We start from the raw sequence: 25,988 nt of genomic DNA on the forward strand, positions 1-25,988 counted from the left end.
GCCCGCTACAGCGTCTCGGTGGTGAACACGCCGTGCTCGCCCGGCTGCTCGAGCCGGAGCGCGCGCACCAGGTCGGCGGCGTGCTCGGTGGAGACGATGACCCGCACGTGGTCGTCGAAGTCGCCCGCTGCCGCGGCCGAAGCCTCGTCGAGATCGATGACGACGGCGTGACGCCCCTTGCGGAGCAGCGCGAAATCCTTGCCCGAGAGATGCCGCCAGGTACCGAACGCGGTACGCCCGAGGATACGGCTGCCGATCACCCGGGACCCGCGCAGCCAGACCCAGGGATCGTCGGTGATGATCGCCGACGTGATCCGCGAACGATCGATCACCAGATCACCGCGATGCATCGCGAGGACCTGCTCGCCGCGGGTGAGCTGGATGACGAGCCGATCTGCATGCACCTGGAGTCTTGCCATGAGTTCCAGTCTGCCCGGTCGTATGGAACTAGTCGAGCATATCGCTCTGATCGATGACCGACTCGACGGTCTCGATCAGCGCGTGCTTCATGTCCGACTCGACGTGCTCGGCAGTGTGCTTCACTCCCGAGTCGATCGCGGCCTCGTGGGTGTGCGGGCCCACGCACGCCACGATCGTGTTCTCGGGGATGTCGGGGAACTGCTTCGCGACCTCTCGCGCGATCGCCGGAGAGGCGATCAGCAGCGCGTTGATGCGCCCCGACTGCACGTCCTCGCGGATATGCACGGACGCGGGAACGCCGACGGTGCGGAACGCGACGACCTGCGTCACGTCGTGGCCGCGACTGATGAGACCTTCGGTCAATACCGGCTTCGCCACATCGGACCTAAGTGTGAGGACCTTCAGCACTTCGTCGGTCTCGATCTCGGGCCAGACCTTCAACAGACCCTCGGTGGTGTTGTCACCGTCTTGGGGTGTCCGGGCCACCTCATAGCCTGCGGCTTCGAACGCCTGCAGGGTCGCCTCACCGACGACCGCGACCTCGGTGTGCTTCGGGATCACCGCCTGGTGGTGTGCCAGCACGTCGACCACGGTGGCACTCGTCGCGGTCATCCACTGGAAATCGCCGGCCTCGAGTCGGTGCAGTGCATCGACGAGCTTGTCCTCTTCGCTGGTGTGACCAAAGTCCACTAGCGGGGCGATCACCGTACTCGCACCTTGTTCACGGAGCGCCTTGGAGACCAGTTCACCCCAGGTGCCGCCGCGAGGCACGAGGACGCGGAGACCGCTGAGCGGTTTCGACTCAGCCGACATAGACTCCTCTTCACTCGCTCGAACCACACTCGGAACGCTCCGGTTCCTCATGCGTGAGGTTCCGGTCGCAGCTCAGAAAGCACTGCTTCCGCTGAACCCTATTCTTACTCTGCGCCGCGCAAGACGCAAAACGGGGCGGCGGTCACGCGGGAACGCAACCGAAATGTGATCCGTCTGACGAAGGTGTCGTCGAGCGGATCATCCGGACTCAGTCGGCGGCGCGCCTGGCGACGGCGACCGAAACACGCCACACGGCGAGCCCGGCGATCGCGGCGACACCCGCCACGCCGGCACCGAATGCCACGGGGTTCTCCCGCTGCTGCCGCGCGAGGCGAGCGCGAGTCCTGGCCACGGCGTGATCGAACCGTCTGGCATAGTTCAGTCGGTCGCGGAGGTGGGCGAGCGTGTCGTACAGCTCGGCGCGCACTGCCTCGGTCTCGGTGACGCTCTCGACGTGCTCCTGACTCATCGCCAGTTTCCCTTCTCTCCGACTCGGGGCAGTTCGCTGCCGCCGGCAGCCGCCGGGGTGTCCTCGGCGTTGATGCGGACCTCGGACATCGCCTTCGCGTCGTCCTCGAAACGGTGCAGCGTCTCCGATGGCACGGGAACGTTCTTCTTCATGAGCATGATGCCGGCGAAGATCGCGAGGCCGGCGAGCACCAGCAGGCCGACGGCCACGACGAGCGCCGACAGCCACACGGGCCACACGACGGCGACACCGGCGATGGCGGCGACGACGAGCGCCTCAAGGGCGAAGAACACGAAGAACAGCGCCACGACCACGGCGACCGCGCCGATGCCCAGCCGCTTCGCTTTCGCGGTCACCTCGCGTTTCGCGTTCGCGATCTCGAGCTTGACGAGCTGGATGATCTGATGGGGCAGCTTCGCGAGCAGCTCGAAGGTGCCCGGCTGGTCGGAGCGGCGACTCATCGGGCGTCTCGCTTCGCCTGCGACTCGGATTCCCGCGATGATGTCGAACTGCTCTGCGATGTCGAGCTGCCGTGCGACGTCTTGGACGAACCGATGACGGCGGCGAGTGCATCCTTGCCGGCATCGAACGCTGCCGCCTTCACCTCGGCGACCTTCGCCGACGCGGCGCCCTGCACGACCGCGACACCGTTCTGCACGGGCTCGGACTCCCAGGCGGCCTTGGCCCCCGACTTGATCTTCTCGTAGCGGGCACGACCGGCACGGGTTCCCAACACATACCCGACGGCGGCTCCGAGAACGAACGCGACTTTGCCTTTCATCTTGCCTCCAGAGATTGGTGTGTGCGTCTCTGCCAACCCTACAGCCGCAGATCGTTCAGTCATATTCCTTGACAGCAATACGGTCGCCGTGCTGCGTTTCAGTCCGCGATGCCCGTCAGGTGCCTCCGCAGCGGCACCGATCCCTCGCGGGCGGACTGCACGGCTGCGGCGAGCGAGTCCTCGTGCACGCGACGCCCGACCACCAGCAACGCGCCCGCGTGATCCTCGGCGAAGGCCGCAGCCGCGGAGCGCTCACGGGCCCGATCCTCGAGCGTCGGAACTTCCGCCGACACCTGGAGCACCATCCACTCGGCTCCCGGCGCCTCGCGCACTGCGGCCGCTTCGAGCACGCGCGCAAGCGCGGCGACCGAGACCGGGGCGGCCGTGTGATCCGTGTCCGGCGTCGCGGCCGGGCCGGCGAGCATCGCCACCCAGTGACCCGACTCCTGCCGCTCGAGACGCACCGCCCACGTCTCGCTCGCCTGCGCTCCGACGCGGGCCTCCCCGGGTACGGTGACGCAGCGCAGCAGCCTCACGGCGTCCTCCGGCGCATCGTCGGGGGCGATGACGCGCACCCTGGCGCGGGTGCGCACGCGCATCATCTGCAGCACATCGCGCAGCGCCTCCGCGGTCTCCGCGTCCAGTGCGGGCGGCACAGCGGCGGCACTCCGACCGACATCGACGACGAGCGCTCGCGCCTCCGTCACCGTCCCGGCGTCGTCGCGCACGCGCCATCCGGTAGCACTGCGCTCGACGGCCGCGGGCGGCGCATCGGTGAAATCGACGTCGTAGGCACGAAGTCGTCGACGGAGCGCGACGTCCAGGGCGTCCCACCCGCCGGTCGGCACCACGGCGGTTTCACGTGCAACATCGCGGTCGGTTTCTGCGAGCACTCCGCCGGTCAGTGCACCCGAGCGGCTCATCGCCTCGTTCAGGCCGGGGGCTGCCACCGCCGCATCGACGTCTGCCGCACCGACGCCGAACCGCTCGATCGCGAACGGCTCGACGAGCCGCTCGCGCACGCGGGGGCCGAGTCGCTTGTCGACGAGCGCGCCGAGTCGACGGGTCTTCCCGATCGTCAGCAGGGGTGCGATCCGGTCCAGGTACGCGCGGAACGCCGCCCCGCTCCCCAGGACCGCCAAGGCCTCGTGTGCGAGCGGAACGGCGGGCACGCCCGAGACCGCGGGTAGCGGCTGCCGCGTCCACCCGCCCCGAGCATCCTTCAGCCATACCGGCGCCGGCGGCACCAGGAGTGGGGCAACCTGCACGTCCACGTCGTCGCCCTCCGCGATCGGTGCAGCGAGGTGCGCCATGAGATCGCGCAGCGCTCCGTCGCCGTCGAGCGCCGGGCCGTCGAGCGCGCGAACCGCATCACCGCGGTCGACGACCCGCACGCGAAGACCGAGTTCCGCGAGATCGAGAGCCGCGGCGAGCGCGGGCAGGCTGTTCCCGGTGACGACCGCGTCGATCACGGTCGCGCCTCGCCCGCCGGCCCATCGGCATGCCCCGGGTGCGGTCCGGGAGCGATCCGCGGTTCGGGATCGAGCGCCGGAACCTGGATGAGATCGATGCGGGTCCGACCGTATCCGCCTCGGCGGAAGATCACCATCGTGAGCACGAGGAACAGCAGCAGTCCGGCGGCTTGCACGAGAATCGAGACCCATGACCCCCCGGTCTCGGACTCCTGCGCCGTGGATCCGCTGAGCCCCGAGGCCATGATCCCGAAGGCGATGAGGTTGTTCACGACGTGGATGCTGATCGCGGCCTCGAGACCGCCCGTGCGCCAGCTGAGCCACGCCGCGATGAGGCCCATCACGCCGACCGAGAGCATGCCCCAGATGTCGTAGATGTGCGCGAGTGCGAACGCGACCGTCGGCAGCAGGATCGCGAGCCACGGGCTGCGCAGCCAAGACCCGATGACCTGCATGAAGAAGCCGCGGAAGACCAGTTCTTCGGCTGCGGCCTGGAACGGCACGAGCAGCAGCACGATCAGCAGCGACCACATGGCGGCGGTGAGATCGATCTCCGGCATCTCTGCGGCCATCTCCTGCGGGGAGTCGAAGAACAGCATCTGCACGACGATGCTGAGCCCGTTCGTCACGAGCAGGCACGCGATGGCGAGCCCGGCCGTCTTCCACACGAGCCCCCAGCGCACGCGGAGCGCCACTGACCAGGCGCGTCCGAGCGGCCGGATGCCGACGCTGAGGAGCGCCAGCCACACGCTGGGAATCATGAGGATGACCGACCCGAGGCCGAACACCAGCGACAGCGGTTCCTGGGTATCGAGCACGAGGAGGCGCTCGAAATTCTCCATGAAGGCCGTCATGTCGCCGAACGGAACGCCCGAGGTCAGCACGAGCACCGGCCCCATCACGATGCCGAAGACGAGCGACAGGGTGAAGTAGTAGAGCGCGGCGAGCACCAGAGCGACCAGCGGCTTCCACCACCGGAACCCCGTCACCCCTCGGAACAGCCGGTGGTACTCGAGCTCCTCGGTCTCCACGGTCTGCCAGCGCTTCCGCTGCACCCAGGGCCACGGCGCTGCGGCAGGCGCGGCAGCGTCCGGTGCCGCCTGCGGTTCCTGCGGCCACGGCGACTGACCGGATTCCGGCGGTTGCGGGATCGTCATCTCGGACCCTTCCTGTCTGTGCGGTGCGACCCTGGCCCGACCGGGAACCCGGTCAGGCTCCGCGCAGACGCTCGGCGAGGTACGCGTGGAGTTCGGCGCGGGGGATGCGGTGCTGCTCCATCGTGTCGCGCTCGCGAACCGTCACGGCGTCGTCGTCGAGGGAGTCGAAATCGACCGTGACGCAGAACGGGGTACCGATCTCGTCCTGCCGACGGTATCGGCGGCCGATGGCACCGGCGTCGTCGAAATCGATGTTCCAGTCGTCGCGCAGCTCCTGAGCGATCTCCTTCGCCAGCGGCGAGAGCTTCTCGTTGCGACTCAGCGGCAGCACGGCGGCTTTCACGGGGGCGAGGCGCGGATCGAGCGCGAGCAGGGTCCGGGTGTCGGTGCCGCCCTTCGCGTTCGGCACCTCCTCTTCGCGGTACGCGTCGACGAGGAACGCCATGAGCGACCGGGTGAGACCCGCGGCCGGCTCGATCACGTACGGGGTCCACCGTTCGTTCTTCGGCTGATCGAAGTACGAGAGGTCCTTGCCCGATGCCTGCGCGTGCGTCGACAGGTCGAAGTCGGTGCGGTTGGCGACGCCTTCGAGCTCGCCCCAGTCGCCACCGGTGAAGCCGAACCGGTACTCGATGTCGGCGGTGCGCTTCGAGTAGTGCGACAGCTTCTCTTGCGGGTGCTCGTAGAAGCGAAGGTTCTCGGGGTTGATGCCGAGGTCGGTGTACCAGCGCATGCGCTCGTCCATCCAGTACTGCTGCCACTCGTCATCGGTGCCGGGCTCGACGAAGAACTCCATCTCCATCTGCTCGAACTCGCGGGTGCGGAAGATGAAGTTGCCGGGAGTGATCTCGTTGCGGAAGCTCTTGCCGATCTGAGCGATACCGAACGGCGGCTTGATGCGCGCCGACTGCAGCACGTTGGCGAAGTTCACGAAGATGCCCTGCGCCGTCTCCGGGCGCAGGTAGTGCAGTCCGGCCTCGTCATCGACGGGACCGAGGTAGGTCTTCAGCAGACCGGAGAACGAGCGGGGCTCGGTCCACTCGCCGCGGGTACCGCAGTTCTTGCAGACGATCTCGGCGAGACCATCCTTCGGCGCGCGACCCTTCTTCGCCTCGAACGCTTCGATGAGGTGATCCTCGCGCTCGCGCTTGTGACAGTTCTTGCACTCCACGAGGGGATCGCTGAAGACCTCGACGTGACCGGAGGCCTCCCAGACCTGCTTCGGCAGGATCACGCTGGAGTCGATCCCGACGACGTCGTCGCGCTTCTGCACCATGGCGCGCCACCACTGCTTCTTGATGTTCTCCTTGAGCGCGGTGCCGAGCGGGCCGTAGTCCCAGGCCGAACGCGAACCGCCGTAGATCTCACCCGCCTGGAAGACGAACCCGCGGTGACGGGCGAGTGAGATGACGGTGTCGAGGCGAGACTGCTCGGCCATGTGCGTGAAACTCCAAGGGGCGTGTGGGGATCTCGGACCGCCGCGTGCGGGACGCGACATACCCGCCCAGTCTACCCAGCGCTCTCCGACTGGCCTGAGTGCGGGATCGTCGCGGAGCCGCCCCCGAGGAGTCCGCACGAGATGATCGCGAGCCCCTCGGTGAAGGAGATGTCGAGCGCGGTCGCGTCGACGTCGCCGGTCTCGAGCGTATCCGCGTCGCCCACCAGAGCCCCGAACACGCGGGCCTGCAGCCGCGTCTGCGTCGACTGCGCATGGCCGAACGTGTACAGCAGCAGAGTCCGGGCTCCGGCCGGCCCGACGAGTGCCGCGAGCTCCGCCTCGACGCGCGAGGCGCCCAGCCGGAACGCTGCGGCGGTCGCGACGACGTCCGCGCCGTCCCGCACCCGGAGCATGGCATCGCGAAGCGCGCGGCAGAGCCGCACCGCGTCGTCGGTCGCGCGCGCGGATGTGGTCGTGTGCGGATCCGCGTCCGGCACGACATCGGCGACGATCTCATCGGCCATGAGCGCGAGGAGGGTCTGCTTGTTCGGCACGTGGTGGTAGAGCGCACCCGGCTGGACCCCGAGATCCGCGGCGACCCTGCGCATCGAGCACCCCTCGAGGCCGTGCGTGTCGAGCACGCGCATCGCCGCAGCGACGACGTCGGATCTCGAATTGCGCATCCCCCCACCCTATCGCTAACCTGAACAGCGTTCAGTTGAACACCGTTCAGTTCAACACCGTTCAGGAATCACATCGCGAAGCGGAGGCCTCATGTCGCAGCAGACGGACACCCCGACCCCCAGCCGTCGGCGCACCGGTACTGCCACCGACCTCGCACTCATCGCGACCTTCGCGGCGCTCATCGCCGTCTGCGCGATCCTCCCGGCGATCACGGTCGGCGGCGCGGTCCCGATCACCCTCCAGACGTTCGGCACGATTCTCGCCGGCGCCGTGCTCGGTGCCAGACGCGGCTTCCTGGCGGTCCTGCTCTATCTGGCGGTCGGCGCCGTCGGCCTGCCAGTGTTCGCCGGCGGATCAGCGGGCGTCGCCCCCTTCGTCGGCCCCTCGGTCGGCTTCCTCATCGCGATGCCGCTCGCGGCCGCGCTGTGCGGCTTCATCGTCGAGCGTCTGCCGCGTCGGCGCGTCGGCTCCACCATCGCGCTCATCGCGCTCGCCGGCATCGGCAGCAACATCGTGCTCACCCATCCGCTCGGCATCCTCGGCATGTCCTGGCTCGGCGACCTCACGCTGCAGCAGGCGTTCATCGCCGATCTGGCGTTCTGGCCGGGCGACGTCGTGAAGAACATCCTCGTCGGCGTGGTCGCCGCATCCGTGCACCGCGCATTCCCCGCCCTGCTTCCCCCGCGGACGCAGCCGGCGTGATCGACTTCCACGCAGCGGCCGTCGAAGTGACGGCTCCCGAGGGCCGCCTCACGATCCTCCACCCCGCGACGCTCACGCTCGCCGAGCCGCGCATCTCGGTGATCGGTGCAAACGGATCGGGCAAGTCGACATTTGCCCGCTTGCTGAACGGACTCGTCGAACCGACGAGCGGATCGGTGCGCGTGCAGGCGGACTCGTGGCTCGACACCGTCACGGACGGCGCCGCCGTGCGACGGCGCGTGGGGTTCACCTTCTCCGACCCCGGAGCGCAGCTCGTCATGCCGACCGCGCTCGAGGACGTCGCCCTCTCACTGCGTCGCCGATATCGCCGCCGCACCGAACGCGATGAGGCAGCGCGCGCAGCCCTCGAGCGCTTCGGCATCGGTGAGCTCGCCGACCGTTCCGTCCACACGCTGTCGGGTGGCCAGCGTCAGCTCCTCGCCTGCGCCAGCGTGCTCGCCACCGACCCGGCGATTCTCGTCGCCGACGAGCCCACGACGCTGCTCGACCTGCGGAACAGTCGCATGATCGGCGATCTGCTCATGTCGCTTCCGCAGCAGGTCGTTCTGGTGACGCACGATCTGGATCTCGCGGCCCGCGCAGACCGGACGCTCGTCATCGATGAGGGTCGAGTGGTGTTCGACGGGGATCCGGCGGCCGCCGTCGCCCACTACCGGGGGCTCGCGTGAGTGCGTCTCCGCTCGGCTCCTACGTGCCGGGCACCTCTGCACTGCACCGCGTCGCACCGGGTCCGAAGCTGCTCGGACTGTTCGTATTCGCGGCCGTCGCCATCGCGTTCCGCACCGTACCGAGCACGCTCGTCGCACTGGTGATCGCCGGTGCCCTCGTCCTCTCCGTCGGCCTCGGATGGCGGGCGTTCGGGCGCTCGAGCCTGCGTTTCGCGCTCATCGGAGTGCCCCTGTTCGCGTTCCAGGCGTGGCAGCAGGGGTGGGAGCGCGGTTTCGCGGTGGTGGGCACGCTCTTCGCGCTGATCCTCGCGGCGAGCGCCCTGACCGCCAGCACGCGGGTGGAAGACCTCATCGACACGATCACCCGGGTCCTCGGTCCGTTCCGCCGCTTCGGCGCCCAGCCCGAACGGGTAGCCCTCGCGTTCTCACTGGTGCTGCGGATGATCCCGACGCTCCTCGCGCTCGCCCAGGAGACGCGCACCGCCGCTCAGGCCCGGGGACTCGAGCGGCACCCGCGGGCGCTCATGGTGCCGCTGGTGCTCCGCACGGTCTCCCACGCCCAGCACACGGGCGAGGCGCTCCACGCCCGCGGCATCGGAGATGACTAGGCTGGTGGCCATGGCTGAGGCGAGCATTCCCGAGGACGTGTCCGCTGACTACGCGAATGCCGGCGCCCGGCAGGCACTCGACGCCTTCCACGCGGCTCCGGATTACACGCACCTCGCCGCACTGCTGACGGCCCTCCGCGACGACTACCTGGTCGTCGACGTCACCGGCACGCGCACCGGCGGTGGCGGGAAGAAAGGCGCCAGGGTGCGCACGATCCGGTCGACGACTGGGCAGCTGGTGCTGCCGATCTTCACGTCCATGGCCGAGCTGCGCGCCGCCGTCACCGATACGCAGCGCGCCGAACTCAAGGGCGCCGTGATGCCGGCGCTCGAGGCGCTGCGGCTCATCTCGAGCGACCGCTTCGTGGCGGCCGAACTCGATCACGCCTCCGCGAAACTCGTTCTGCTCCGGAAGTACGTCGAACTCGCGGCGGGTGACGACCCGATCACCGCCGAAACGCTGGAGCGAATGAAGCGGTAGCCCGTCCGGGGTACGCGCGATCATGCATAAGATGGACCGCATGAAACGCATCCTGACCTACGGAACGTTCGACCTGCTGCACTGGGGGCACATCCGTCTGCTGCAGCGGGCGCGTGCGCTCGGGGACTACCTCGTGGTCGCGGTCTCGACCGAGGAGTTCAACGCGGGCAAGGGCAAGCAGACGTACCACGACTACGAGACCCGCAAGATGATGCTCGAAGCCGTCCGCTACGTCGACCTGGTGATCCCCGAGAACGACTGGGAGCAGAAGATCGGCGATGTCGAGCGCTACGCGATCGACACCGTCGTGATGGGCGGCGACTGGGAGGGCGACCCCCGCTTCGAGGTTCTCCGCGGACATTCCGAGATCGTGTACCTGGATCGCACCGAGGGCGTCTCCACCTCCAAGATCAAGGAGGACCTCGGCGAGGGCGCGTGATCGTCGCACCCCCGCCGGTCCTCCGGCGCGCAACCGTGTCGTGCGCCGCGGTCAGAGCACCTTCGACAGGAACGCCTTCGTGCGCTCGCGCTGCGGGTTGAGCAGCACCTCACGCGGATCACCCGACTCGATGACCACGCCGCCGTCCATGAAGACGAGCGAGTCCGCCACCTCTCGGGCGAACCCCATCTCGTGCGTGACGACGACCATGGTCATGCCCGACTCGGCGAGCCCCTGCATGACATCGAGCACTTCGCCGACGAGTTCGGGGTCGAGCGCCGAGGTGGGCTCGTCGAACAGCATCAGCTTCGGCTCCATGGCCAGCGCACGGGCGATGGCGACGCGCTGTTGCTGCCCACCGGAGAGGTGCGCCGGGTAGTAGTCCCCGCGGTCGGCGAGGCCGACGCGGTCGAGCAGATCCTTCGCGCGCTGCTTCAGCTGCGCGCGGCTCCCCTTGCGCAGCAGCGTCGGCGCCGCCATTACGTTCTCGAGAGCCGTCATGTGCGGGAACAGGTTGAACCTCTGAAACACCATGCCGATGTCCCGTCGCTGCTTCGCGGCCTCTCGCGGGTTCATCTCGTAGATCTTGTCACCCCGCTGGCGGTAGCCCACGAGGCTGCCGTCCACCCAAAGACGTCCGGCGTTGATCGTCTCGAGGTGGTTGATGCAGCGCAGGAAGGTGGACTTGCCCGACCCCGAGGGGCCGACCATGCAGAGCACTTCGCCGCGCTTCACCTCGAGGGAGATGGATTTCAGTACCTCGTTCGAGCCGAAGCTCTTCGAAATCGCCTCCGCGCGCACCATGGGTACGGTGTCGTTCGTCACGATCGGCTCCTCTCGCCGTCGGGCCACCGGGTGTCGGGATCATCATTCCGATCCGCGGGCGCGACCGCCTCGGTCTCGTTCGCACGCTGGATCGCGACGGCCTCGGTGGGCGTCAGCGGCTTCACGGTGTCGGGGCGCGCGCCCACGCCCTTCGCGAAGTAGCGCTCGAGGTAGTACTGACCGACCATCAGGATCGACGTGATCAGCAGGTACCAGATCGATGCGACGATGAGCATCGGCACCGGCTTGTACGTCACCGCGGCGATGTCTCGGGTTCGGGTGTAGAGCTCGAGTGTGAACGGCACCGCGATCACCAGTGAGGTGGTCTTCAGCATCGAGATGACCTCGTTGCCGGTCGGTGGGATGATCACGCGCATGGCCTGCGGCAGAACGATGCGGCTCATCGTGTGCCACCAGCCGAGCCCGAGGGCGACCGCGGCCTCCTCCTGCCCCTTGTCGACGGCGAGCAGACCGGCGCGGACGATCTCGGCCATGTAGGCCGACTCGTTCAGCGCGAGCCCGATGACCGCGAGGGTGAAGTAGCTCAGCATGGCCTGCGTGTCGAACTGGAACCACGGCTCCTGGAAGGGGATGCCGATGTCGATCGTCTTGTAGACGACACCGACGAGCCCCCAGAAGGTGAGTTGCACGTAGACCGGCGTCCCGCGGAACACCCACAGGAACGCCCACGCCACCGATCGCAGCACGGGGTTCGGCGACAACCGCATGACGGCCAGGATCACGCCCAGGACGATGGCGATGATCATCGAGTAGATCGTGAGCTGCAGCGTGTAGCCGATGGCGGAGATGACGCGGACATCGAAGAGGTACTTGCCCACTTCGTCCCACGCGTAGACGGGGCGATTGAACGCCGCGTCGTAGAGGAACAGCGCGACCATCGCCAGAACGACGACCGCGAACACGTTGCGCCACGGGTGCCGGAGCTTGATCGCTTGGATCGGCTCCGGCACCTCGTGGCCGGGAGTTCGAGAGTCAGACATCGAGGAAGCGACCTACTCGGTACCCGCGTTGATCGTCGCCTCGTCGATCGCGCCGGTCTCGGCCCCGGCGTTCTCGAGGATCTCGAGGTAGGTGCCATCGTCCATGAGCGACTGCACCGCTGCCTGCACCGCCTCGGCGAGCTCGCTGTCCTTCTTGATGGCGAAACCGTACGGGGCCGCATCGAACAACTCGCCCTGGATCTCGATATCGCCGTCGAGCTTGTTCACGGCGTCGATGGTGACGGGCGAGTCGGCTGAGAAGGCGTCGGCCTGGCCGAGCACGACGGCGTTCGTCGCCTCGGGCTGACCGTCGAACGGCAGGATCTCGATCGCCGATTCGCCGTCCTCGACGCACTTCTCACTGCGATCGGGCAGCTCATGCGTGTGCTGCACCGTGCCCGACTGCACGGCCACCTTCATGCCGCAGGCGTTCTCGGGGTCGACGGTCTCACCGGTGGGTGCCGCCCACAGCGTGCCGGCGTTGTAGTAGTTGACGAAGTCGACGGTCTGCTGACGCTCGACGGTGTCGGTGAACGACGAGGCGCCGACGTCGACGCCGTCCTCCTCGATCTGGGGCAGGATGCTGTCGAAGCTCAGAATGCTCCACTCGGGCTCGAGGCCCAGCTTCGCCGCGACGGCTTCGCCCAGCTCGACGCCCCACCCCACGGGGTCGCCGTTCTGATCCTTGAACTCGTTCGGCGGGTAGTCGGCGTCCGTGGCGAGCCGCAACGCGCCCGACTCGCTGACCGCCTCGGGCAGCAGCGCGACCGCGGCGTCGTCCGCAGCGATGTCCGCTCCGCCCGTCGTCGCCTCGGTGTTCGCGCCGTCATCGTTCGTGCATCCGGTCAGCACGAGAGCCGCAGCCGCAGCGAGTGCGGGAACCGCAAATCGAATCCTCATTGATCGTCCTCTCAGAGTCAGTGAAACATGGCAACAGTACCGGTCTTCGCGAGGTCAGAACACAACAGGCGATAACAATGGTGTATCGGCACTTACCCCCGATCGGACGGGGAAAGTACGATACTTCGCACGGGAATACCTCCCGGCTCGCATTGAGGGGGGCTCAGCAACTTGTTAGCGTCAGTCTGCGGTGGTGACCCGGGCGTCGAGTGCGCCCGCCCCGTGTTAGACCCGCTGCTGAGCACCTCGCTCGGCGGCTAGGAGGCAAAATAGTGAATAGTTCCCCATCCAGTACTCGGCCTGCGTCGAGCACTGAACGTGAAGTCGCTTTCGAGATCTCTCAGGTCTTCAAGGTTTTCGGACGGCGTCCGAAGGAGGCCGTGAAGCGGCTCCGGACCGGATCGTCCCGCACCGAGGTGCAGCCGCTCGGCACGGCCGCGGTGATCGACGCCTCGTTCGAGGTGAAGAAGGGCGAAATCTTCGTCGTCATGGGCCTGTCGGGTTCGGGCAAGTCGACCCTGATCCGCATGCTCAACGGCTTGAACCCCACGACCGACGGCTCGATCAAGGTGTTCGGCACCGAGGTCGTGGGCTCGGGACCGACTGAGCTGCGCGGCCTGCGCCGCGACCATATGTCCATGGTGTTCCAGCATTTCGCCCTGCTGCCCCACCGCACCGTGCTCGAGAACGTGGCCTACGGCCTCGAACTCCAGGGCGTCGCGTCGGGCAAGCGCACCGAGCGCGCGAAGCACTGGCTCAAGCGCGTCGGCCTCGAGGGCTGGGAGGAGCACTACCCCGAGGAACTCTCGGGCGGCATGCAGCAGCGCGTCGGCATCGCCCGCGCATTCGCAGCCGACACCGAGATCCTCCTCATGGACGAAGCGTTCTCGGCTCTCGATCCGCTGATCCGCCGCGAAATGCAGGAGCAGCTCGTCGAACTGCAGCAGGAGCTCGGCAAGACGATCGTGTTCATCACCCACGACCTCAACGAGGCCATGTTCCTCGGCGACCGCATCGCGGTCATGCGCGATGGGCGCATCGTGCAGGTGGGCACCCCGAACGACATCCTCACCGACCCCGCCAACGATTACGTCGCGCAGTTCGTGCAAGACGTGGACCGCGCACGGGTGCTGACGGCCGGCGATGTCATGGAGGCGCCGCGCGCGGTCGTCTTCGCCTCGGCGGGCCCGCGCGCCGCGCTCAAGACGATGCGCGACCTGCAGACCGCGTCCCTGTTCGTGACCGACGCCAAGCGAACCCTACTCGGCGTGGTGCGCGATAAAGACATGATGCGTCTGGTCCGCGAGGGCGGCACCGACCTCCATGAAGCGCTCCGCCCGACCCCGGCGACGGTCACGGCCGATCAGCTGATCGCCGAACTGTTCGAGTTCGCCGTCGAGAGCCCGCTCCCGATCGCCGTCACCGACGATCAGGGCCGACTCATCGGCGTCGTCCCGCGTGTGACGCTGCTGGCGTCGCTCGCGCAGGTGCCTCCGACGACCACGGCGATCCCGATCATCGAGCCGACGCCCACGGTTCCGGCCGCGACGATCACGGCGACGCTGCAGGACGGCGAAGACACCGCGGCAAGCCGGGAACCGGTCTCGCTGCCGGGATCCTCGGACACGATTGAAGGGGGACGCGTCTGATGGATGAGTTCATGGACAGCATCCGCTTGCCGCTCGGCGACATCGTCTCGGACGGCGTCGACTGGCTCACCTCCACGCTCAGCGGATTCTTCAGCGTGCTGCGCTCCCTGATGGGGTCGCTCTACGACGGTCTCGACTTCGTCACCTCCACACCCCCGTTCTGGGCAGTGATCATCGTCCTCGCGATCATCGCGTACTTCGCGAAGAGCTGGAAACTCGCCCTCGGCACCGTCATCGGGCTCATGGTCATCGTCTCGGTCGATCAGTGGGACAACGCGATGAACACCCTCGCGCTCGTGATCATCGCCTCGTTCATCGCGCTCATCATCGCGATCCCGCTCGGCATTCTCGCCGCACGCAACGACACCGCGTCGAAGATCATCCGCCCCTTCCTCGACTTCCTGCAGACGATGCCCGCGTTCGTCTACCTGATCCCCGCCCTGATGCTCTTCGGTGTCGGCGTGGTCCCGGGTATCGTCGCGACCATCGTCTTCGCCCTCGCCCCGGGCGTGCGACTCACCGAGCTCGGCATCCGCGGCGTGGACAAAGAGGTCGTCGAGGCCGGCTACGCCTTCGGCTCCACCCCCGGGAAGATCCTGCGCCAGATCCAGCTGCCGCTCGCGATGCCCTCGATCATGGCCGGCGTCAACCAGGTCATCATGCTCTCCCTCTCGATGGTTGTCATCGCCGGTATGGTCGGCGCGGGAGGACTCGGCGGAGACGTCGTGGCCTCGCTGAACCGCATCGATATCGGGCTCGGGTTCGAAGCCGGACTCTCGGTCGTGGTGCTCGCGATGATCCTCGACCGCATCACCGGCGCGTTCGGCGCCTCGAAGCGGAGCCGCAAGAAGAAGCGCAGCGGTCGCGCCGCGAAGCCCGCGGGCGAGGCGCCGCGAGGCACCGCACCGGCATCGGCAGAGGCCGAAGCGCAGGAGACCGCCGACCGTCAGGTCGCATCGCCCCAGCGCGCGCCGATCCCCGGTTGATCGCCGGCGCTGCGCACCCCACACAGACCACGTACGACAGAAAGTAAGGACACACGATGAAGAAGAAGTTCCTCACCAGCGCTCTCGCGCTCGGCGCGGCAGGCGCACTCGCACTCACCGGCTGCGCCGGCGGCAGCGACAGCGGCAGCGGCGACGGCGACAGCAAGGGCACCGTCACCTTCGGTCTCTTCAATTGGGACGAGGCGATCGCCGTCACGAACCTCTGGAAGGTCATCCTCGAGGATGAGGGCTACGAGGTCGAGATCGAGACCGCAGACCCGGCACCCGTCTTCCAGGGCCTCTCCGATGGCGCTTACGACGCGGTGCTCGACGTCTGGCTGCCCCTGACCCACCAGGAGTACGTCGAGCGCTACGGCGACGACATCGTCGAGCTCGGTGCGTGGAACGACGAGGCGAAGCTCACGATGGCCGTCAACTCCGACGCCCCGATCGACTCGATCAGCGAGCTGGCCGACAACGCCGACGAGTTCGGCAACCGCATCGTCGGCATCGAGGCCGGCGCGGGCCTGACCTCCGCCACCGAGAACGAGGTGATTCCCACCTACGGTCTCGAGGACATGGACTTCGTCGTCTCCTCGACCCCGGCCATGCTGACCGAGCTGAAGAGCGCGATGGATTCCGGTGACAACATCGCCGTGACCCTGTGGCGTCCGCACTGGGCGTACGACGCCTACGACATCAAGGATCTCGAGGATCCCGAGGGCACCCTCGGCGACGCCGAGAGCATCTACTCGTACGGCAGCTCCACGCTCGCCGAGGATCACCCCGAGGTCTCGGAGTGGCTCACCAACTTCAAGATGGACTCGGATCACCTCTACTCGCTCGAGAACCTGATGTTCAACGAGAACGAGGGCTCGGACGACTACGAGCCGATCGTGCGCGAGTGGATCGAGCAGAACCAGGAGTACGTGGACGGCCTCACCAGCTAATCCGCTGCACCTTTCGGGGGCCGGGTCGCATCGCGATCCGGCCCCCGTTCGCGTGTCCGGGGCGCTCACGAACGCGCGTGACGCGGGGGCGGGATTACTGTCGGCACCAGTCGGGTTGCAGCCCGTTCGCGCTGCGGATCACCGCTCCGTCGGCGACGCGCACGTAGGAGACGGTGGCGCCCGTGAACCCGGGGACCGGATACCCGTCGGGTTCACCGTCGCCCGAGAAGACCTCGATGGCGACGACCTCGTCGTTGGGGGCCGCGCACACGGCTCCGACCCGGCTCGACTCCGCAGCCGGCCGGAAGAGCTCCCGCTCCCCCGACTCGTCGCGAACGGTCACCACGTCGCCGGTGGTCGTGAGGTCGAGGGCCGGTCCTGACGCGGCGTCCTCCGCCGCGTCCCAATCCGCCTCGGTCGCCGGCGTCGCCGCCGATCCGAGTGCCGGGTCGTAGGCGACGAGTTCGCCCTCGAGGGTTCTGGCCAGCACCGCCGTGGTGCCGGGCACGAAGCGCCACTCCGCGATCTCGAGCGGCCGATTCTGCTCGTCCACCACTGTGGCGAGGAGGGTGCCGGGGCTGTTCATGTCGTAGAGGAGCAGCGAGTCGGTGTACGTCAGCACCTTGAACGTCTCCGACTGGTCGAGGTCGTCGACGATGAATCCGGCGAGCCGGGTCCGCGGTTCGACGCGGAGGTCGCGGACGGAAGCGATGCCGGAGTCGATCATCGGCACCGGATCGCCCCCGCTGCGCGGCACCGATTCCACGGCGGGCCGATCAGCGTCATCGAGGGTGACGACCACGGTCTGGTCGTCGAGCAGGGCGTACTCCTGGATGCGCTCGGCGACGGCGAGCTGATCGTGCGCGTCGCCGTCCTGCAGCCGCTGCGCGGCGACGCGATCGGATTCCGCTCCGCGCACGAGCGTCGCGACCTCGGGGTCGAGCGTCGTGAACGCCGCGCGCAGCTCTGCCGCTCGGCCCGTGTGCCGGCCTTCCGCCGTCGCCGTCACCGTGTACGTCGTTGCGTAGTCGAGGGGTTCGGCGAAAGTGATGACGATCGCGCTGCCGTCGACGACCACGGAGTCGACCGTCACCTCGGGGACGACGCTCACCTCGGGCACCGCGGCATCATCAGGGTTCACGGGCTGATTCGCCTGGATCGTCAGCGTCTGCCCGGCGCGCTCCGTCACCGCAGCGGTGTTCACGTCGATCGCTTCGAGACGGGGCCCCTGCGTCTGCGTAGCGGCACCGAGAGCGGCGGCGAGCACCGCGAGCACGCCGATGACGGCCCACATGAAACGGCCGTGCCTGCCGCCCGAAGATCCGCGCCTGTGCGGCGCGCTGGAGTCGTGATGCTCAATGGACATAGGGGTCCTCCGGCATCTCGACCGTCTCCGATTCGGCGGGCATGAGGACGGTCGGGTGCGCACCGTCGGGATCGGGATTCGCGGCGAAGACGCCGGTGACGCGCACCCAGTCGTCGGTGCCGAAGTCGTCCTCCCAGCCGGGCGCGTACACCGGCACGCCCACCGGTTGGGCGTCGATGGTGCAACAGGTGACCGAGAAACGGGCCACGTAGAAGACGTCGTCAGGCGCGCCCTCGGCGGGCATCACGAAGCCGACGAGGTCGGCGGTGCGGCCGAGCGCCTCGTCGCCGCCCTGCTGGCGCAACAGCAACGACCACTGCTTGACGTCGAGTTCGGTCACGTCGTCGACGTCGTCGAGCGCGATCGGCGCTTCTCCGCCGGGGCTGATCGACGCGTTCATCTCGCGCTGACCCGCAGTCGCGGCGCTCAGGGTGGCGGGAGGGATGATGAGCAACGCGGTGGCCAGGCCGACCACGAGCACCCCGGCGGAGACGAGGGCGAGCGCCCGGGGGCGGTCGGATCCTGCGGCGGCATCGGCACCGACCGTCTGCGCCTGCGTCTGCGCGCGGCGGCGGCGCCGGTCACCCGAGGCGAGGACCACGACCGCCAGGACTCCGACCACGGCGCCGAGCAGCGACATGGTCACGGTGAAGACGGTGTACCTCGGGTGGATGTACCAGTCGAGTCGCCCGCTCAGGGCGAGCGAGAGGGTGGCGGCGATGCCGATGGCGCTGAGCACCAGACCCCGCCAGTGCGTCATGATGCGATCACGCGACAAGGTTGACCCCCCATCCGATGGCGATGCTGCAGAGCCCGACGATCGCCAGGAGCTGCACGAGCGTGCGCGTCGTGAACGTCGTGCGGAGCAGCGCGAGCATCTTGATGTCGAGCATCGCCCCGAACACCAGGAAGGCGACGATACCGCCCGGCATGAAGGTCGACCCGAACGACATGATGAAGAACGCGTCGACGTTCGAGCAGATTGAAATGATGAACGCGAGCGCGACGAGGGCGAGCACCGAGAGGAGCGGGTGACTGCCGAGCAGCAGGAGTGTTTCACGTGGCACACCGACCTGGATCGCCCCGGCGATCCCGGATCCGACCGCGAGCGCCGGCAGCATGGCGCTCGACTCCTCGGCGAAGCCGAGCGCGCTGCGACGCAGTCGGGTGCGCGTGCGGTGCGACAGACCCGGTCGGACGGGTTCGCTCGACCGGCCTTCCTCGGCGTGGTCGTGGTCGTGCTCGTGGTCGTGGTCGGGTCCCGCTGCGGCGTGGCGACAGCTCGCCTCGAACCGCGGCGTGAGAATCTCGTGCTGACGCGGGTGTCGACTGTAGACCCAGCCCACGAGGTTCGCGATCACGAAGCCGCCGAGGATGCGGGCGACCAGGATTCCGTGATCCCACCCGAACGCCTGATAGGTCGTGATGATCGTGACCGGGTTCAGGATCGGCGCGGCCAGAAGGAACGTGAGCGCCTCGGCCGGGGTGAACCCGCGCAGAATCAGTCCGCGTGCGAGCGGAACATTGCCGCACTCGCAGACCGGAAGCAGCACCCCCAGCAGCGACAGCGATGCGCGACGCAGTACCGGCCGACGCGGCAGCACGCGCTCGATGAGCGTCGGCGGCAGCCACACCTGCACCACGATCGACAGCAGGATCCCGAGAAAGACGAACGGCAGCGACTCGATGAACACGCTGACAGAGAGCGTGACGAAGTCGCTGAGCCGATCGGGAAGCACGAGACCAGTGTAACGAGAACCGTTATCTCATCCGCTGCGCTGCGCACCCGCGCGCCGACGCGCGAGGCGCACATCGCCCCACTTGATGAACGCGATGCCTCCCAGAATGCCGACGCCCCCCAGCAGCTGTACCGGCGTCAGCACCTCCGCCAGGATGAGCCACGCCGCCATCGCCGAGAACGGCACCTCGGCGAGATTCACGAACGAACCGACCGTCGCGCCGATGTACCGGAGACCGATGATGCCGCAGAAGTAGGCGCCCACCGTGAACAGGATGATGAGGATCATCGGCACCGTCCACGACACCGTCGCCCCGGCGAACGCGACATCGGCGGAGACGAAACGCACGGGAAGAATGCCGACCGCATTCACGACGACCGCGGTGAGCGCGCCGACGCACATGCCGAGACCCGTGAAGGCGACGGGTGGTACCCGGATCGTCGCGTTCGCCGACACCAGGAAGTAACTGGCGAGGCACACCGCAGCGGCGAGCGCCATCACCACGCCGAAGACGTTCAGGGAGACGTTGCGCAGGTCGAGCACGAGCACGACACCCGTGAGTGAGACCACGACGCCCGCGAATGTGAAGGCTCCGGGTCGTCGCCGTGTGCGCGCCCACACCCAGAACACGATGAGGATCGGCGCCGTCATCTCGAGCAGCAGTGCGACGGCCACCGTGAGGTGCTCGACCGCAAGAAAGAAGAAGGCCTGGACACCCGCCATCGAGACGACGCCGTAGACGACCACGGTCACCCAGTGCCGGCGCACCTCACCCCAGTAGCCGCGCAGCGCGAGCAGCGTCGGCACCAGAAGCAACGCGGCGGAGCCGGCCAATCGCACGAGCACGACCGCTCCGGGTGTCCAGCCGATCTCGTACATCGTCTTCGCGACGGGGCCTGACACGGCGAAGAAGAAGGCCGACAGCAGCGTGAAGACGAATCCGAGGACGACGATGCGACGCAACGCGGACTCCTTTCTTCACCCCCGCAGCTATCCTAGGCGGTCGCCGGGAGGAGATTCGTGCGCCTCGGGCTCCCCGATGAGTCTCGGGGGATCGTCCCCGGCACCGGTCGCTGCCGCGTAGTCGGCGAAGGCCCGGAGATCCGCCGCGACCGCGGCATCGTCGACGAGCCGACCGCTCACCCGTTCACCCTCGGGCGACTCCAGTACCCGATGATCCCAGGTCAGGTGGAGTCGCACACGGGTGCGCGCGGCATCGAGGGCCTCGAAGGTCACATTCCCCGTGTGAAACGCGGATCCCAGGCTCCGCCAGGCGATGCGTTGCCGCGGGAGGTGCTCCTCGACGACCGCGTCGAAGTCGCGACGGTGCTCGCCGAAGGCGACCCGCCAGTGGAGCACGGTGTCGGTCAGCCGCGCGACCTCCTCGACCGCCGAGAGGTAGTGCGGATAGGTTTCGACTCGCGTCCAGAGTTCGTACACCCCCTGCACGGGCATTGCGATGTCGGCGTGGGCCGTCCCGGTGTGTGTGGGCATGAGCTGCTGCACCCCGCGGGGTTACGCGTCAGGCTCCGTGACGATCCTGAGGCCTGACGATCCGTTCGCCTGCTTGGTGAGCGCATGCAGCCAGGCACGATTCAGCCGCGGTGAGGGTTCCGCAGCGAGCTGGAACGACAGCGTGATCGCGGGGTGCAGCCAGATGCTGCGCCGGTGTCCCCGATCCGTCCAGGTGAAGGCGAAGCTCTCCTGTCGGCTGAGCTTCGCGAGGATGACGGGCTGGAGGTGCGCGAGAGTGCGGTCATCGAACTCGAACACGTGCCTCGCCCCATAGTTGAGGTATCCCATTGATGTTTCCTTGGGTGCAGCGGACTCACGCGGTCGCCGAAGATCGCACGGGTCGCGTGCGACGCAGCGCCGAGAGGGTCGACGAGGTGTGGACACCGATCTCGAATCGAGAGTCGGCCTGAAGACCCGCCGAGATCAAGAACGACTTCGGCAGGATTGCGAGGTTCGGATTCATCCTGGCAGACGATCCGGCACTGGGGCGAGTTGCACACCCGACCCATTGACAGTGCGGGGTCGCATTAGCTATAAGGCGTTCTCGAAACACCTGCGGTGCAATCTCGTAGGCTAGGTCCATGAGTCAACGGGGCCCATACGCGAAAGGGATCGCGAAACGGCGAGAGATCATCGACGTCACCCTCGATATCGTGGCTCGGCGCGGCTGGCGGCAGACGTCCAACGCCGAGATCGCGTCCCGTGTCGGACTGAGCCAAGCGGGGCTCGTCCACTACTACGGCACGCGCGAAGAGCTCGCGATCGCCGTGCTCCAGTCGAAGGATCAGTACGATCGGCAGACCTTCTTCGACCCGAACCCCACCTTCGAGGGCTTCATCGACGTCATCACGCACAACACGTCGGTTCCCGGTCTCGTGCAGCTCTACGTCGAGTGCGCGTCGGAGGCGACGATCGACGGGCACGCCGCCCGCGAGTTCTTCGAGGGTCGCGTCGCCCGCATCCGCGCCCTCTTCGCCAAAGTCATCGAGAACGGGCAGGCGAGCGGTGACGTCGGACCTGACGTCGACATTCCGGTCACGTCGAGTATTCTCATGGCCGCCGCCGATGGACTGCAGTTGCAGTGGCTGCTCGACCGCTCCGTCGACATGGCTGCGCAGCTGCGCCTCATGTGGGACGGGATCTGCACGCATTCGTGGCCGGACGCGAGCACCTCCGTGCCGGGCGCAGCTGGAGGGTGAACACGGTCTCTGACCCCCGGATACACGTGAGGGGCCGCACGGATACCGTGCGGCCCCTCACGTGAGTGTTCTAGCGGCGTTTGCCGGTGATGGCTCGGAAGAGCCACATGATGACGGCGATAATCGCCAGGACGAGGCCCACCCAGAGGAGGAACCGCACGGCTTCGACCAGGCCGCCGACGAGCAGCAGCGCGATGGCGACGATGATGATGAGGATCAGAAAGATATTCATCCTCGCAGTGTATCTTTCAGCTGTTTCTCTGAAAACTTGCACCGGGGGGCCTGGCGCTTTCTCCAGTGACCCGATACCCTTAATTCTGGAATTTGCTGTCCCCGTCGCTCGAGACGTTCAGAGCTGCGAAGTTCTCTACTTCAGCAGCCGAGACAGCACGCGATCCGCGAGCGGTTTCCCGCCGGTCTGACAGGTGGGGCAGTACTGCATCGAGGAGTCGGCGTAGGTCACTTCGCGCACGGTGTCGCCGCAGACCGGGCATGTTTCTCCGGTACGGCCGTGCACGCGCATTCCGGAGCGCTTCTCGCGCTTCAATCCGGAGGCCGGCGTGCCCGCGGCGCGCTCGATGGCGTCCGTGAGCGTGCGCTCGATCGCCGCGTACAGTCGTTCGGCGTGCTCCTGATCCATCGCTGCGGGAGTGAACGGTGACATGCGCGCCGCGTGCAGGATCTCGTCCGAGTAGGCGTTGCCGATCCCCGCGATGAGTTCTTGTCTGCGCAGCACGCCCTTGATCTGAGCGCGACCCGCGTCGGCGAGGATGCCCGCGAACACCTCGAACGTGAATGCCGGATCGAGCGGGTCAGGGCCGAGCCGTGCTACCCCGGGAACCTCTTCCGGATCCGCGACTAGGTACAGCGCCAGGCTCTTCTTCGTCCCCGCCTCGGTGATGTCGAGGCAGGCGTCGGAACCGTGCGCGTCGGCGAACACGAGTCGCGCTGCCAGTGGCCCTGTGCCCGACCGCGCCACCGCTTCGGGCACCTCGTCGCGCCACTGCATCCACCCCGCACGGGCGAGATGCGCGATGAGGTGGTGGGCGCCGATCCGCAGGTCCAGGAACTTGCCGTGACGCGTCACCGCGTCGACGGTGTCTCCCTGCAGCGCGTCCGGGCCGATGCCGGCCGTCTTGAGCGCGGCGAACGCTCGGATCTCGCAACGGTCGACCGTCCTGCCGACGGCGCGTCGACGGAGATCCGCGACGAGCGCGGTGACCTCCGGCAGTTCAGGCATGCTCTCAGTATGGTGGAGGGGCCGGAGTGGCGCACACCCACTGGCGCCGGCCGATCCCGCCCGCTAGCGTGATCACTGTGATGCTGGCCGATCTGCTGCGCTTCGCCGGCGGTGCGGTGAGCCTCATCGGTCTCGGTCTGGTTATGGGCTTCAGCCCGACGCTCATCGCGGTCGCCCTCCGCATTCTCACGCAGGTGCAACGACCCGACCGGCTCATCGCCGGCATGCTCGTGGGCTTGGCCCTCGGCTCCACGGCGCTCCTGCTGGTGCTCCAGTTCATCGATCCGCGCACGCTCGAAGCCGCGCTGCGCAACGAGGTCGAGGGCGTGCTCGTGCGGCGGAGCGTCGACCTGGTGTTCGGCACGCTCTTCGTGCTCGCTGCGGTCGTCATGGGGGTGCGGCTGCGTCGTCCGCGACGTCCGGTTCGAGCTCGACTGCCCCGGTCTGCCGGCATGCAACGACCGTGGCAGATGATCGTCGTCGGCGCCTCGAACACCGTGATCGGGGTGAGCGGCCTCGCCACCGTGTATGTCGCCGCCCGCCTGGTCCGCGGGATCAGCACGGACGACCCGATCCGAGTGCTCGCCTACGCCGTGTTCCTGGTCGCGACGGTGTCGCCCTACGTCCTGCTGACCTGGGCGTGGCAGCGCCTGCCGCGCGCCGCGCACCGCATCACGACGGTCTTCCACCGGTTGGCCACGATGGATCGTCGCCCCTGGGAGTTCGGCATCGTTCTCGTGATCGGCCTGATCCTGCTCGGACTCGGGGTGTGGGGATCACCGCGCCCGGCCTGATCTCCGTTCGTCCACTCGTCCATTCGTCCATTCACCCCGAGGAGCCCGCACCATGCCCGCACCGCACCCGTTCGCCCAGGTCGATGTCTTCGCCCGCGACCCGTATCGCGGCAACCCCGTGGCGGTGATCCTCGATGCCGACGACCTCGACGACGACGAGATGCAGCGCATCGCCCGCTGGACGAACCTGTCCGAGACCACGTTCATCCTCTCCCCCACCGAGGCGCGCGCCGACTACCGCGCGCGCATCTTCACTCCGGGCGGTGAGCTCCCGTTCGCCGGGCACCCCACCCTCGGGTCGGCGCGCGCATGGCTCGATCGCGGCGGCGAACCGCGTGAGGCCGGCACGATCGTGCAGGAGTGCGCGGCCGGGCTCATCGAACTGCGCCATGACGGTGAGGCACTCGCCTTCGCCGCTCCCCCGGTGTTGCGGTCCGGCGACCTCGATGAGCCGTTCGTCGTGCAGATCGCGGACGCGCTCGGCATCGATCGCGAGCGCGTCGTTGCACACCAGTGGGTCGACAACGGGCCGGGGTGGGCCGTCGTCCGTCTCGCCACCGCCGATGAGGTGCTGGCCCTCGAACCCGACTTCTCACGCATTCGCGACGCGAAGGTCGGGGTCATCGGAGCGCACCCCGCCGGGTCCCCGCACGCGTTCGAGATCCGCGCATTCGTGCCGGGCGTCGGCGTCGCCGAAGATCCGGTGACCGGCAGCTTGAACGCGTCGACGGCGCAGTGGCTCATCACCAGCGGCGAAGCGCCCGACCGCTACACCGTGACGCAAGGCACGCGGCTCGGTCGGGCCGGCGAGGTCACCATCGCCGCCGAGCAGGGCACCGTCTGGGTGGGCGGCGCGACGACCGTGTGCTTCCGGGGCTCGGCGATGGCGTGACGCTACTCCGCCGGGTCGGCCGGTCTCGGCACCTCGCCGGTGCCGCTCAGCGTCGCGGTTCCCAGCGGAACATGGACTTCGCGAGCACGACCGCGACCACGATCCACCCCGCGGTCGGCGCGAGCAGCAGCAGACTCTCGCCCCACTCCGCTCCGCCGTTCCAGGCGGAGATCGTCAGCTCCGTCGCCGCCCCGCCGGGCAGCAGGCGCTTGAGCAGGGTGAGCTCTTCGGTTCCGGTGAATCCGATCCAGAACGCGATGGCCGAGGCGCCGAGCGTGATGGGGAGCGTCGTCACCTGGGCGTGCTCGGGCGACTGCGTGATCCCCGCTGTCGCGAGCGCGAAGCCGAGCATCATCAGCACCAGCGCGAGTCCCGAGACCACGAGCAGCAGCGGTTCTGCCGGGGGCGCATCGATCGACGCCAGCACGGCGAGCACGGCGGTGACCTGCACGATCCCGATGATCGCCGGTGGGATCACGATGCCGCTGAGTGCCGCGCCATCGCTGACGGCTGTCGAACGCAGTCGCTTCAAGAACAGGGTCTGCCGTCGCGCCGCGAGCGTCGTCACGGCCGTGGAGTAGAGCCCCATGCTGATCAGGATCATCATGAAGGCGCCGGCGAGCAGACCGACCCCCGTGGGCGACTGCGCGAACACCTCGCGTTGCGAGATGAAGACGAGACTGAGGCCGACGGGCACGATCGTCGCGCTCACGAAGACCATTCGGTTGCGGACGATCTGCAGGAATTCACTGCGGGCAATGGGGAGCATGATGGGAGTC

The 25,988-nt window shown here is 67.9% G+C and carries 33 protein-coding genes; 11 read left to right on the plus strand and 22 right to left on the minus strand.

Features of this window, described 5'->3' with window-relative positions; genetic code table 11:
* Positions 1 to 5: 5 nt before the first annotated feature.
* The 9 genes from J4H85_RS01125 to J4H85_RS01165 all read right to left on the minus strand — a co-directional run bounded on the left by J4H85_RS01125 (position 6) and on the right by J4H85_RS01165 (position 7,233).
* Positions 6 to 419: a hypothetical protein gene (locus J4H85_RS01125; RefSeq protein WP_208236079.1), complete on the minus strand. Its 414-nt coding sequence runs from the start codon at positions 417 to 419 to the stop codon at positions 6 to 8.
* Between the two features lie 28 nt (positions 420 to 447).
* The gene (locus J4H85_RS01130) at positions 448 to 1,233 is read right to left on the minus strand and encodes a uroporphyrinogen-III synthase (RefSeq protein ID WP_208236081.1); all 786 of its coding nucleotides are present in this window, start codon (positions 1,231 to 1,233) and stop codon (positions 448 to 450) included.
* Between the two features lie 208 nt (positions 1,234 to 1,441).
* Positions 1,442 to 1,702, minus strand: a complete 261-nt coding sequence (locus tag J4H85_RS01135) for a hypothetical protein (RefSeq protein ID WP_208236083.1) — start codon at positions 1,700 to 1,702, stop codon at positions 1,442 to 1,444.
* Entirely contained in the window at positions 1,699 to 2,163 is a 465-nt protein-coding gene (locus tag J4H85_RS01140) for a phage holin family protein (RefSeq protein WP_208236085.1), read from the minus strand. The genes J4H85_RS01135 and J4H85_RS01140 overlap by 4 nt, the downstream gene beginning before the upstream one ends.
* Positions 2,160 to 2,483, minus strand: a complete 324-nt coding sequence (locus tag J4H85_RS01145; protein WP_208236087.1) for a YtxH domain-containing protein — start codon at positions 2,481 to 2,483, stop codon at positions 2,160 to 2,162. The genes J4H85_RS01140 and J4H85_RS01145 overlap by 4 nt, the downstream gene beginning before the upstream one ends.
* A gap of 98 nt (positions 2,484 to 2,581) precedes the next feature.
* Positions 2,582 to 3,955: a hypothetical protein gene (locus J4H85_RS01150; protein WP_208236089.1), complete on the minus strand. Its 1,374-nt coding sequence runs from the start codon at positions 3,953 to 3,955 to the stop codon at positions 2,582 to 2,584.
* Positions 3,952 to 5,112 carry a CPBP family intramembrane glutamic endopeptidase gene (locus J4H85_RS01155; RefSeq protein ID WP_243893292.1) on the minus strand — a complete coding sequence of 387 codons (1,161 nt, stop codon included), beginning with the start codon at positions 5,110 to 5,112 and terminating at the stop codon, positions 3,952 to 3,954. The genes J4H85_RS01150 and J4H85_RS01155 overlap by 4 nt, the downstream gene beginning before the upstream one ends.
* Before the next feature lie 52 nt (positions 5,113 to 5,164).
* Positions 5,165 to 6,550: a glycine--tRNA ligase gene (locus J4H85_RS01160; RefSeq protein WP_208236091.1), complete on the minus strand. Its 1,386-nt coding sequence runs from the start codon at positions 6,548 to 6,550 to the stop codon at positions 5,165 to 5,167.
* Positions 6,551 to 6,621: 71 nt separating this feature from the next.
* Positions 6,622 to 7,233 carry a TetR/AcrR family transcriptional regulator gene (locus tag J4H85_RS01165; protein WP_208236093.1) on the minus strand — a complete coding sequence of 204 codons (612 nt, stop codon included), beginning with the start codon at positions 7,231 to 7,233 and terminating at the stop codon, positions 6,622 to 6,624.
* A gap of 91 nt (positions 7,234 to 7,324) precedes the next feature.
* Between J4H85_RS01165 and J4H85_RS01170 the strand changes: the two genes are divergently transcribed.
* Genes J4H85_RS01170 through tagD form a run of 5 tightly spaced genes read left to right on the plus strand, consistent with a single transcriptional unit; the run spans position 7,325 to position 10,153 of the window.
* Positions 7,325 to 7,936 carry a biotin transporter BioY gene (locus tag J4H85_RS01170; RefSeq protein ID WP_208236095.1) on the plus strand — a complete coding sequence of 204 codons (612 nt, stop codon included), beginning with the start codon at positions 7,325 to 7,327 and terminating at the stop codon, positions 7,934 to 7,936.
* Positions 7,933 to 8,625 (plus strand): energy-coupling factor ABC transporter ATP-binding protein, encoded by a 693-nt coding sequence (locus J4H85_RS01175; RefSeq protein ID WP_208236096.1) that lies wholly within the window; start codon positions 7,933 to 7,935, stop codon positions 8,623 to 8,625. Before J4H85_RS01170 ends, J4H85_RS01175 begins: the two co-directional genes overlap by 4 nt.
* Positions 8,622 to 9,233, plus strand: a complete 612-nt coding sequence (locus J4H85_RS01180) for an energy-coupling factor transporter transmembrane component T family protein (protein WP_208236098.1) — start codon at positions 8,622 to 8,624, stop codon at positions 9,231 to 9,233. Before J4H85_RS01175 ends, J4H85_RS01180 begins: the two co-directional genes overlap by 4 nt.
* A 10-nt stretch (positions 9,234 to 9,243) precedes the next feature.
* Positions 9,244 to 9,714, plus strand: coding sequence for an SseB family protein (locus tag J4H85_RS01185; protein WP_208236100.1), 471 nt, complete (start codon positions 9,244 to 9,246; stop codon positions 9,712 to 9,714).
* Positions 9,715 to 9,754: 40 nt separating this feature from the next.
* Positions 9,755 to 10,153: a glycerol-3-phosphate cytidylyltransferase gene (tagD, locus tag J4H85_RS01190; protein WP_208236102.1), complete on the plus strand. Its 399-nt coding sequence runs from the start codon at positions 9,755 to 9,757 to the stop codon at positions 10,151 to 10,153.
* 51 nt (positions 10,154 to 10,204) lie between these two features.
* On the opposite strand, the gene J4H85_RS01195 is transcribed toward tagD, so the two are convergent.
* From J4H85_RS01195 to J4H85_RS01205, 3 genes are read right to left on the minus strand one after another with little or no spacing between them, the layout of a single operon-like run.
* Positions 10,205 to 10,957, minus strand: a complete 753-nt coding sequence (locus tag J4H85_RS01195) for an amino acid ABC transporter ATP-binding protein (RefSeq protein ID WP_208237263.1) — start codon at positions 10,955 to 10,957, stop codon at positions 10,205 to 10,207.
* A gap of 17 nt (positions 10,958 to 10,974) precedes the next feature.
* Complete coding sequence (locus tag J4H85_RS01200; RefSeq protein ID WP_208236104.1) at positions 10,975 to 11,979, minus strand: amino acid ABC transporter permease; 1,005 nt, start codon at positions 11,977 to 11,979, stop codon at positions 10,975 to 10,977.
* A 12-nt stretch (positions 11,980 to 11,991) separates the two neighbouring features.
* Positions 11,992 to 12,879 (minus strand): ABC transporter substrate-binding protein, encoded by an 888-nt coding sequence (locus J4H85_RS01205; protein WP_208236106.1) that lies wholly within the window; start codon positions 12,877 to 12,879, stop codon positions 11,992 to 11,994.
* Positions 12,880 to 13,259: 380 nt separating this feature from the next.
* Here J4H85_RS01205 and J4H85_RS01210 point away from each other — a divergent pair, with 380 nt between their 5' ends.
* The 3 genes from J4H85_RS01210 to J4H85_RS01220 are packed head-to-tail and all read left to right on the plus strand — an operon-like array spanning position 13,260 to position 16,464.
* On the plus strand, positions 13,260 to 14,528 hold the full coding sequence (locus J4H85_RS01210) for a quaternary amine ABC transporter ATP-binding protein (protein ID WP_208236108.1): 1,269 nt from the start codon (positions 13,260 to 13,262) through the stop codon (positions 14,526 to 14,528).
* Between the two features lie 11 nt (positions 14,529 to 14,539).
* Positions 14,540 to 15,514: an ABC transporter permease gene (locus J4H85_RS01215; protein ID WP_208236109.1), complete on the plus strand. Its 975-nt coding sequence runs from the start codon at positions 14,540 to 14,542 to the stop codon at positions 15,512 to 15,514.
* A gap of 56 nt (positions 15,515 to 15,570) precedes the next feature.
* The gene (locus J4H85_RS01220; protein WP_208236111.1) at positions 15,571 to 16,464 is read left to right on the plus strand and encodes a glycine betaine ABC transporter substrate-binding protein; all 894 of its coding nucleotides are present in this window, start codon (positions 15,571 to 15,573) and stop codon (positions 16,462 to 16,464) included.
* 94 nt (positions 16,465 to 16,558) lie between these two features.
* Here the strand turns inward: J4H85_RS01220 and J4H85_RS01225 are convergent, their stop codons facing one another.
* Genes J4H85_RS01225 through J4H85_RS01255 form a run of 7 tightly spaced genes read right to left on the minus strand, consistent with a single transcriptional unit; the run spans position 16,559 to position 21,547 of the window.
* The gene (locus J4H85_RS01225; protein ID WP_208236114.1) at positions 16,559 to 17,830 is read right to left on the minus strand and encodes a hypothetical protein; all 1,272 of its coding nucleotides are present in this window, start codon (positions 17,828 to 17,830) and stop codon (positions 16,559 to 16,561) included.
* Positions 17,820 to 18,590 (minus strand): TIGR03943 family putative permease subunit, encoded by a 771-nt coding sequence (locus tag J4H85_RS01230; protein WP_208236116.1) that lies wholly within the window; start codon positions 18,588 to 18,590, stop codon positions 17,820 to 17,822. Before J4H85_RS01230 ends, J4H85_RS01225 begins: the two co-directional genes overlap by 11 nt.
* Before the next feature lie 7 nt (positions 18,591 to 18,597).
* Positions 18,598 to 19,569, minus strand: a complete 972-nt coding sequence (locus tag J4H85_RS01235) for a permease (RefSeq protein WP_208236118.1) — start codon at positions 19,567 to 19,569, stop codon at positions 18,598 to 18,600.
* Between the two features lie 27 nt (positions 19,570 to 19,596).
* Positions 19,597 to 20,532 (minus strand): EamA family transporter, encoded by a 936-nt coding sequence (locus J4H85_RS01240; RefSeq protein ID WP_243893293.1) that lies wholly within the window; start codon positions 20,530 to 20,532, stop codon positions 19,597 to 19,599.
* Positions 20,533 to 20,559: 27 nt separating this feature from the next.
* Positions 20,560 to 21,063, minus strand: a complete 504-nt coding sequence (locus tag J4H85_RS01245; protein WP_208236119.1) for an SRPBCC family protein — start codon at positions 21,061 to 21,063, stop codon at positions 20,560 to 20,562.
* A gap of 21 nt (positions 21,064 to 21,084) precedes the next feature.
* Entirely contained in the window at positions 21,085 to 21,372 is a 288-nt protein-coding gene (locus J4H85_RS01250; RefSeq protein WP_208236121.1) for a DUF7882 family protein, read from the minus strand.
* A gap of 25 nt (positions 21,373 to 21,397) precedes the next feature.
* Positions 21,398 to 21,547 (minus strand): hypothetical protein, encoded by a 150-nt coding sequence (locus tag J4H85_RS01255; protein ID WP_208236123.1) that lies wholly within the window; start codon positions 21,545 to 21,547, stop codon positions 21,398 to 21,400.
* A gap of 118 nt (positions 21,548 to 21,665) precedes the next feature.
* Between J4H85_RS01255 and J4H85_RS01260 the strand changes: the two genes are divergently transcribed.
* The gene (locus J4H85_RS01260) at positions 21,666 to 22,283 is read left to right on the plus strand and encodes a TetR/AcrR family transcriptional regulator (RefSeq protein WP_208236125.1); all 618 of its coding nucleotides are present in this window, start codon (positions 21,666 to 21,668) and stop codon (positions 22,281 to 22,283) included.
* Positions 22,284 to 22,353: 70 nt separating this feature from the next.
* On the opposite strand, the gene J4H85_RS01265 is transcribed toward J4H85_RS01260, so the two are convergent.
* Both J4H85_RS01265 and J4H85_RS01270 read right to left on the minus strand, forming a co-directional pair.
* Entirely contained in the window at positions 22,354 to 22,515 is a 162-nt protein-coding gene (locus tag J4H85_RS01265) for a hypothetical protein (protein ID WP_208236127.1), read from the minus strand.
* Positions 22,516 to 22,650: 135 nt separating this feature from the next.
* A complete protein-coding gene (locus J4H85_RS01270; RefSeq protein WP_208236129.1) occupies positions 22,651 to 23,523 on the minus strand; it encodes a DNA-formamidopyrimidine glycosylase family protein in 873 nt (290 codons plus the stop codon).
* An 80-nt stretch (positions 23,524 to 23,603) separates the two neighbouring features.
* Here J4H85_RS01270 and J4H85_RS01275 point away from each other — a divergent pair, with 80 nt between their 5' ends.
* The gene (locus J4H85_RS01275; protein WP_243893360.1) at positions 23,604 to 24,317 is read left to right on the plus strand and encodes a GAP family protein; all 714 of its coding nucleotides are present in this window, start codon (positions 23,604 to 23,606) and stop codon (positions 24,315 to 24,317) included.
* Positions 24,318 to 24,369: 52 nt separating this feature from the next.
* Complete coding sequence (locus tag J4H85_RS01280) at positions 24,370 to 25,209, plus strand: PhzF family phenazine biosynthesis protein (protein WP_208236133.1); 840 nt, start codon at positions 24,370 to 24,372, stop codon at positions 25,207 to 25,209.
* Positions 25,210 to 25,255: 46 nt separating this feature from the next.
* Here J4H85_RS01280 and J4H85_RS01285 read toward each other — a convergent pair whose 3' ends face one another.
* A complete protein-coding gene (locus J4H85_RS01285; RefSeq protein ID WP_208236135.1) occupies positions 25,256 to 25,978 on the minus strand; it encodes an ABC transporter permease in 723 nt (240 codons plus the stop codon).
* Positions 25,979 to 25,988: the final 10 nt, after the last annotated feature.

It is taken from the genome of Leucobacter tardus (assembly GCF_017583045.1).
Classification (GTDB): Bacteria; Actinomycetota; Actinomycetes; order Actinomycetales; family Microbacteriaceae; genus Leucobacter; species Leucobacter tardus.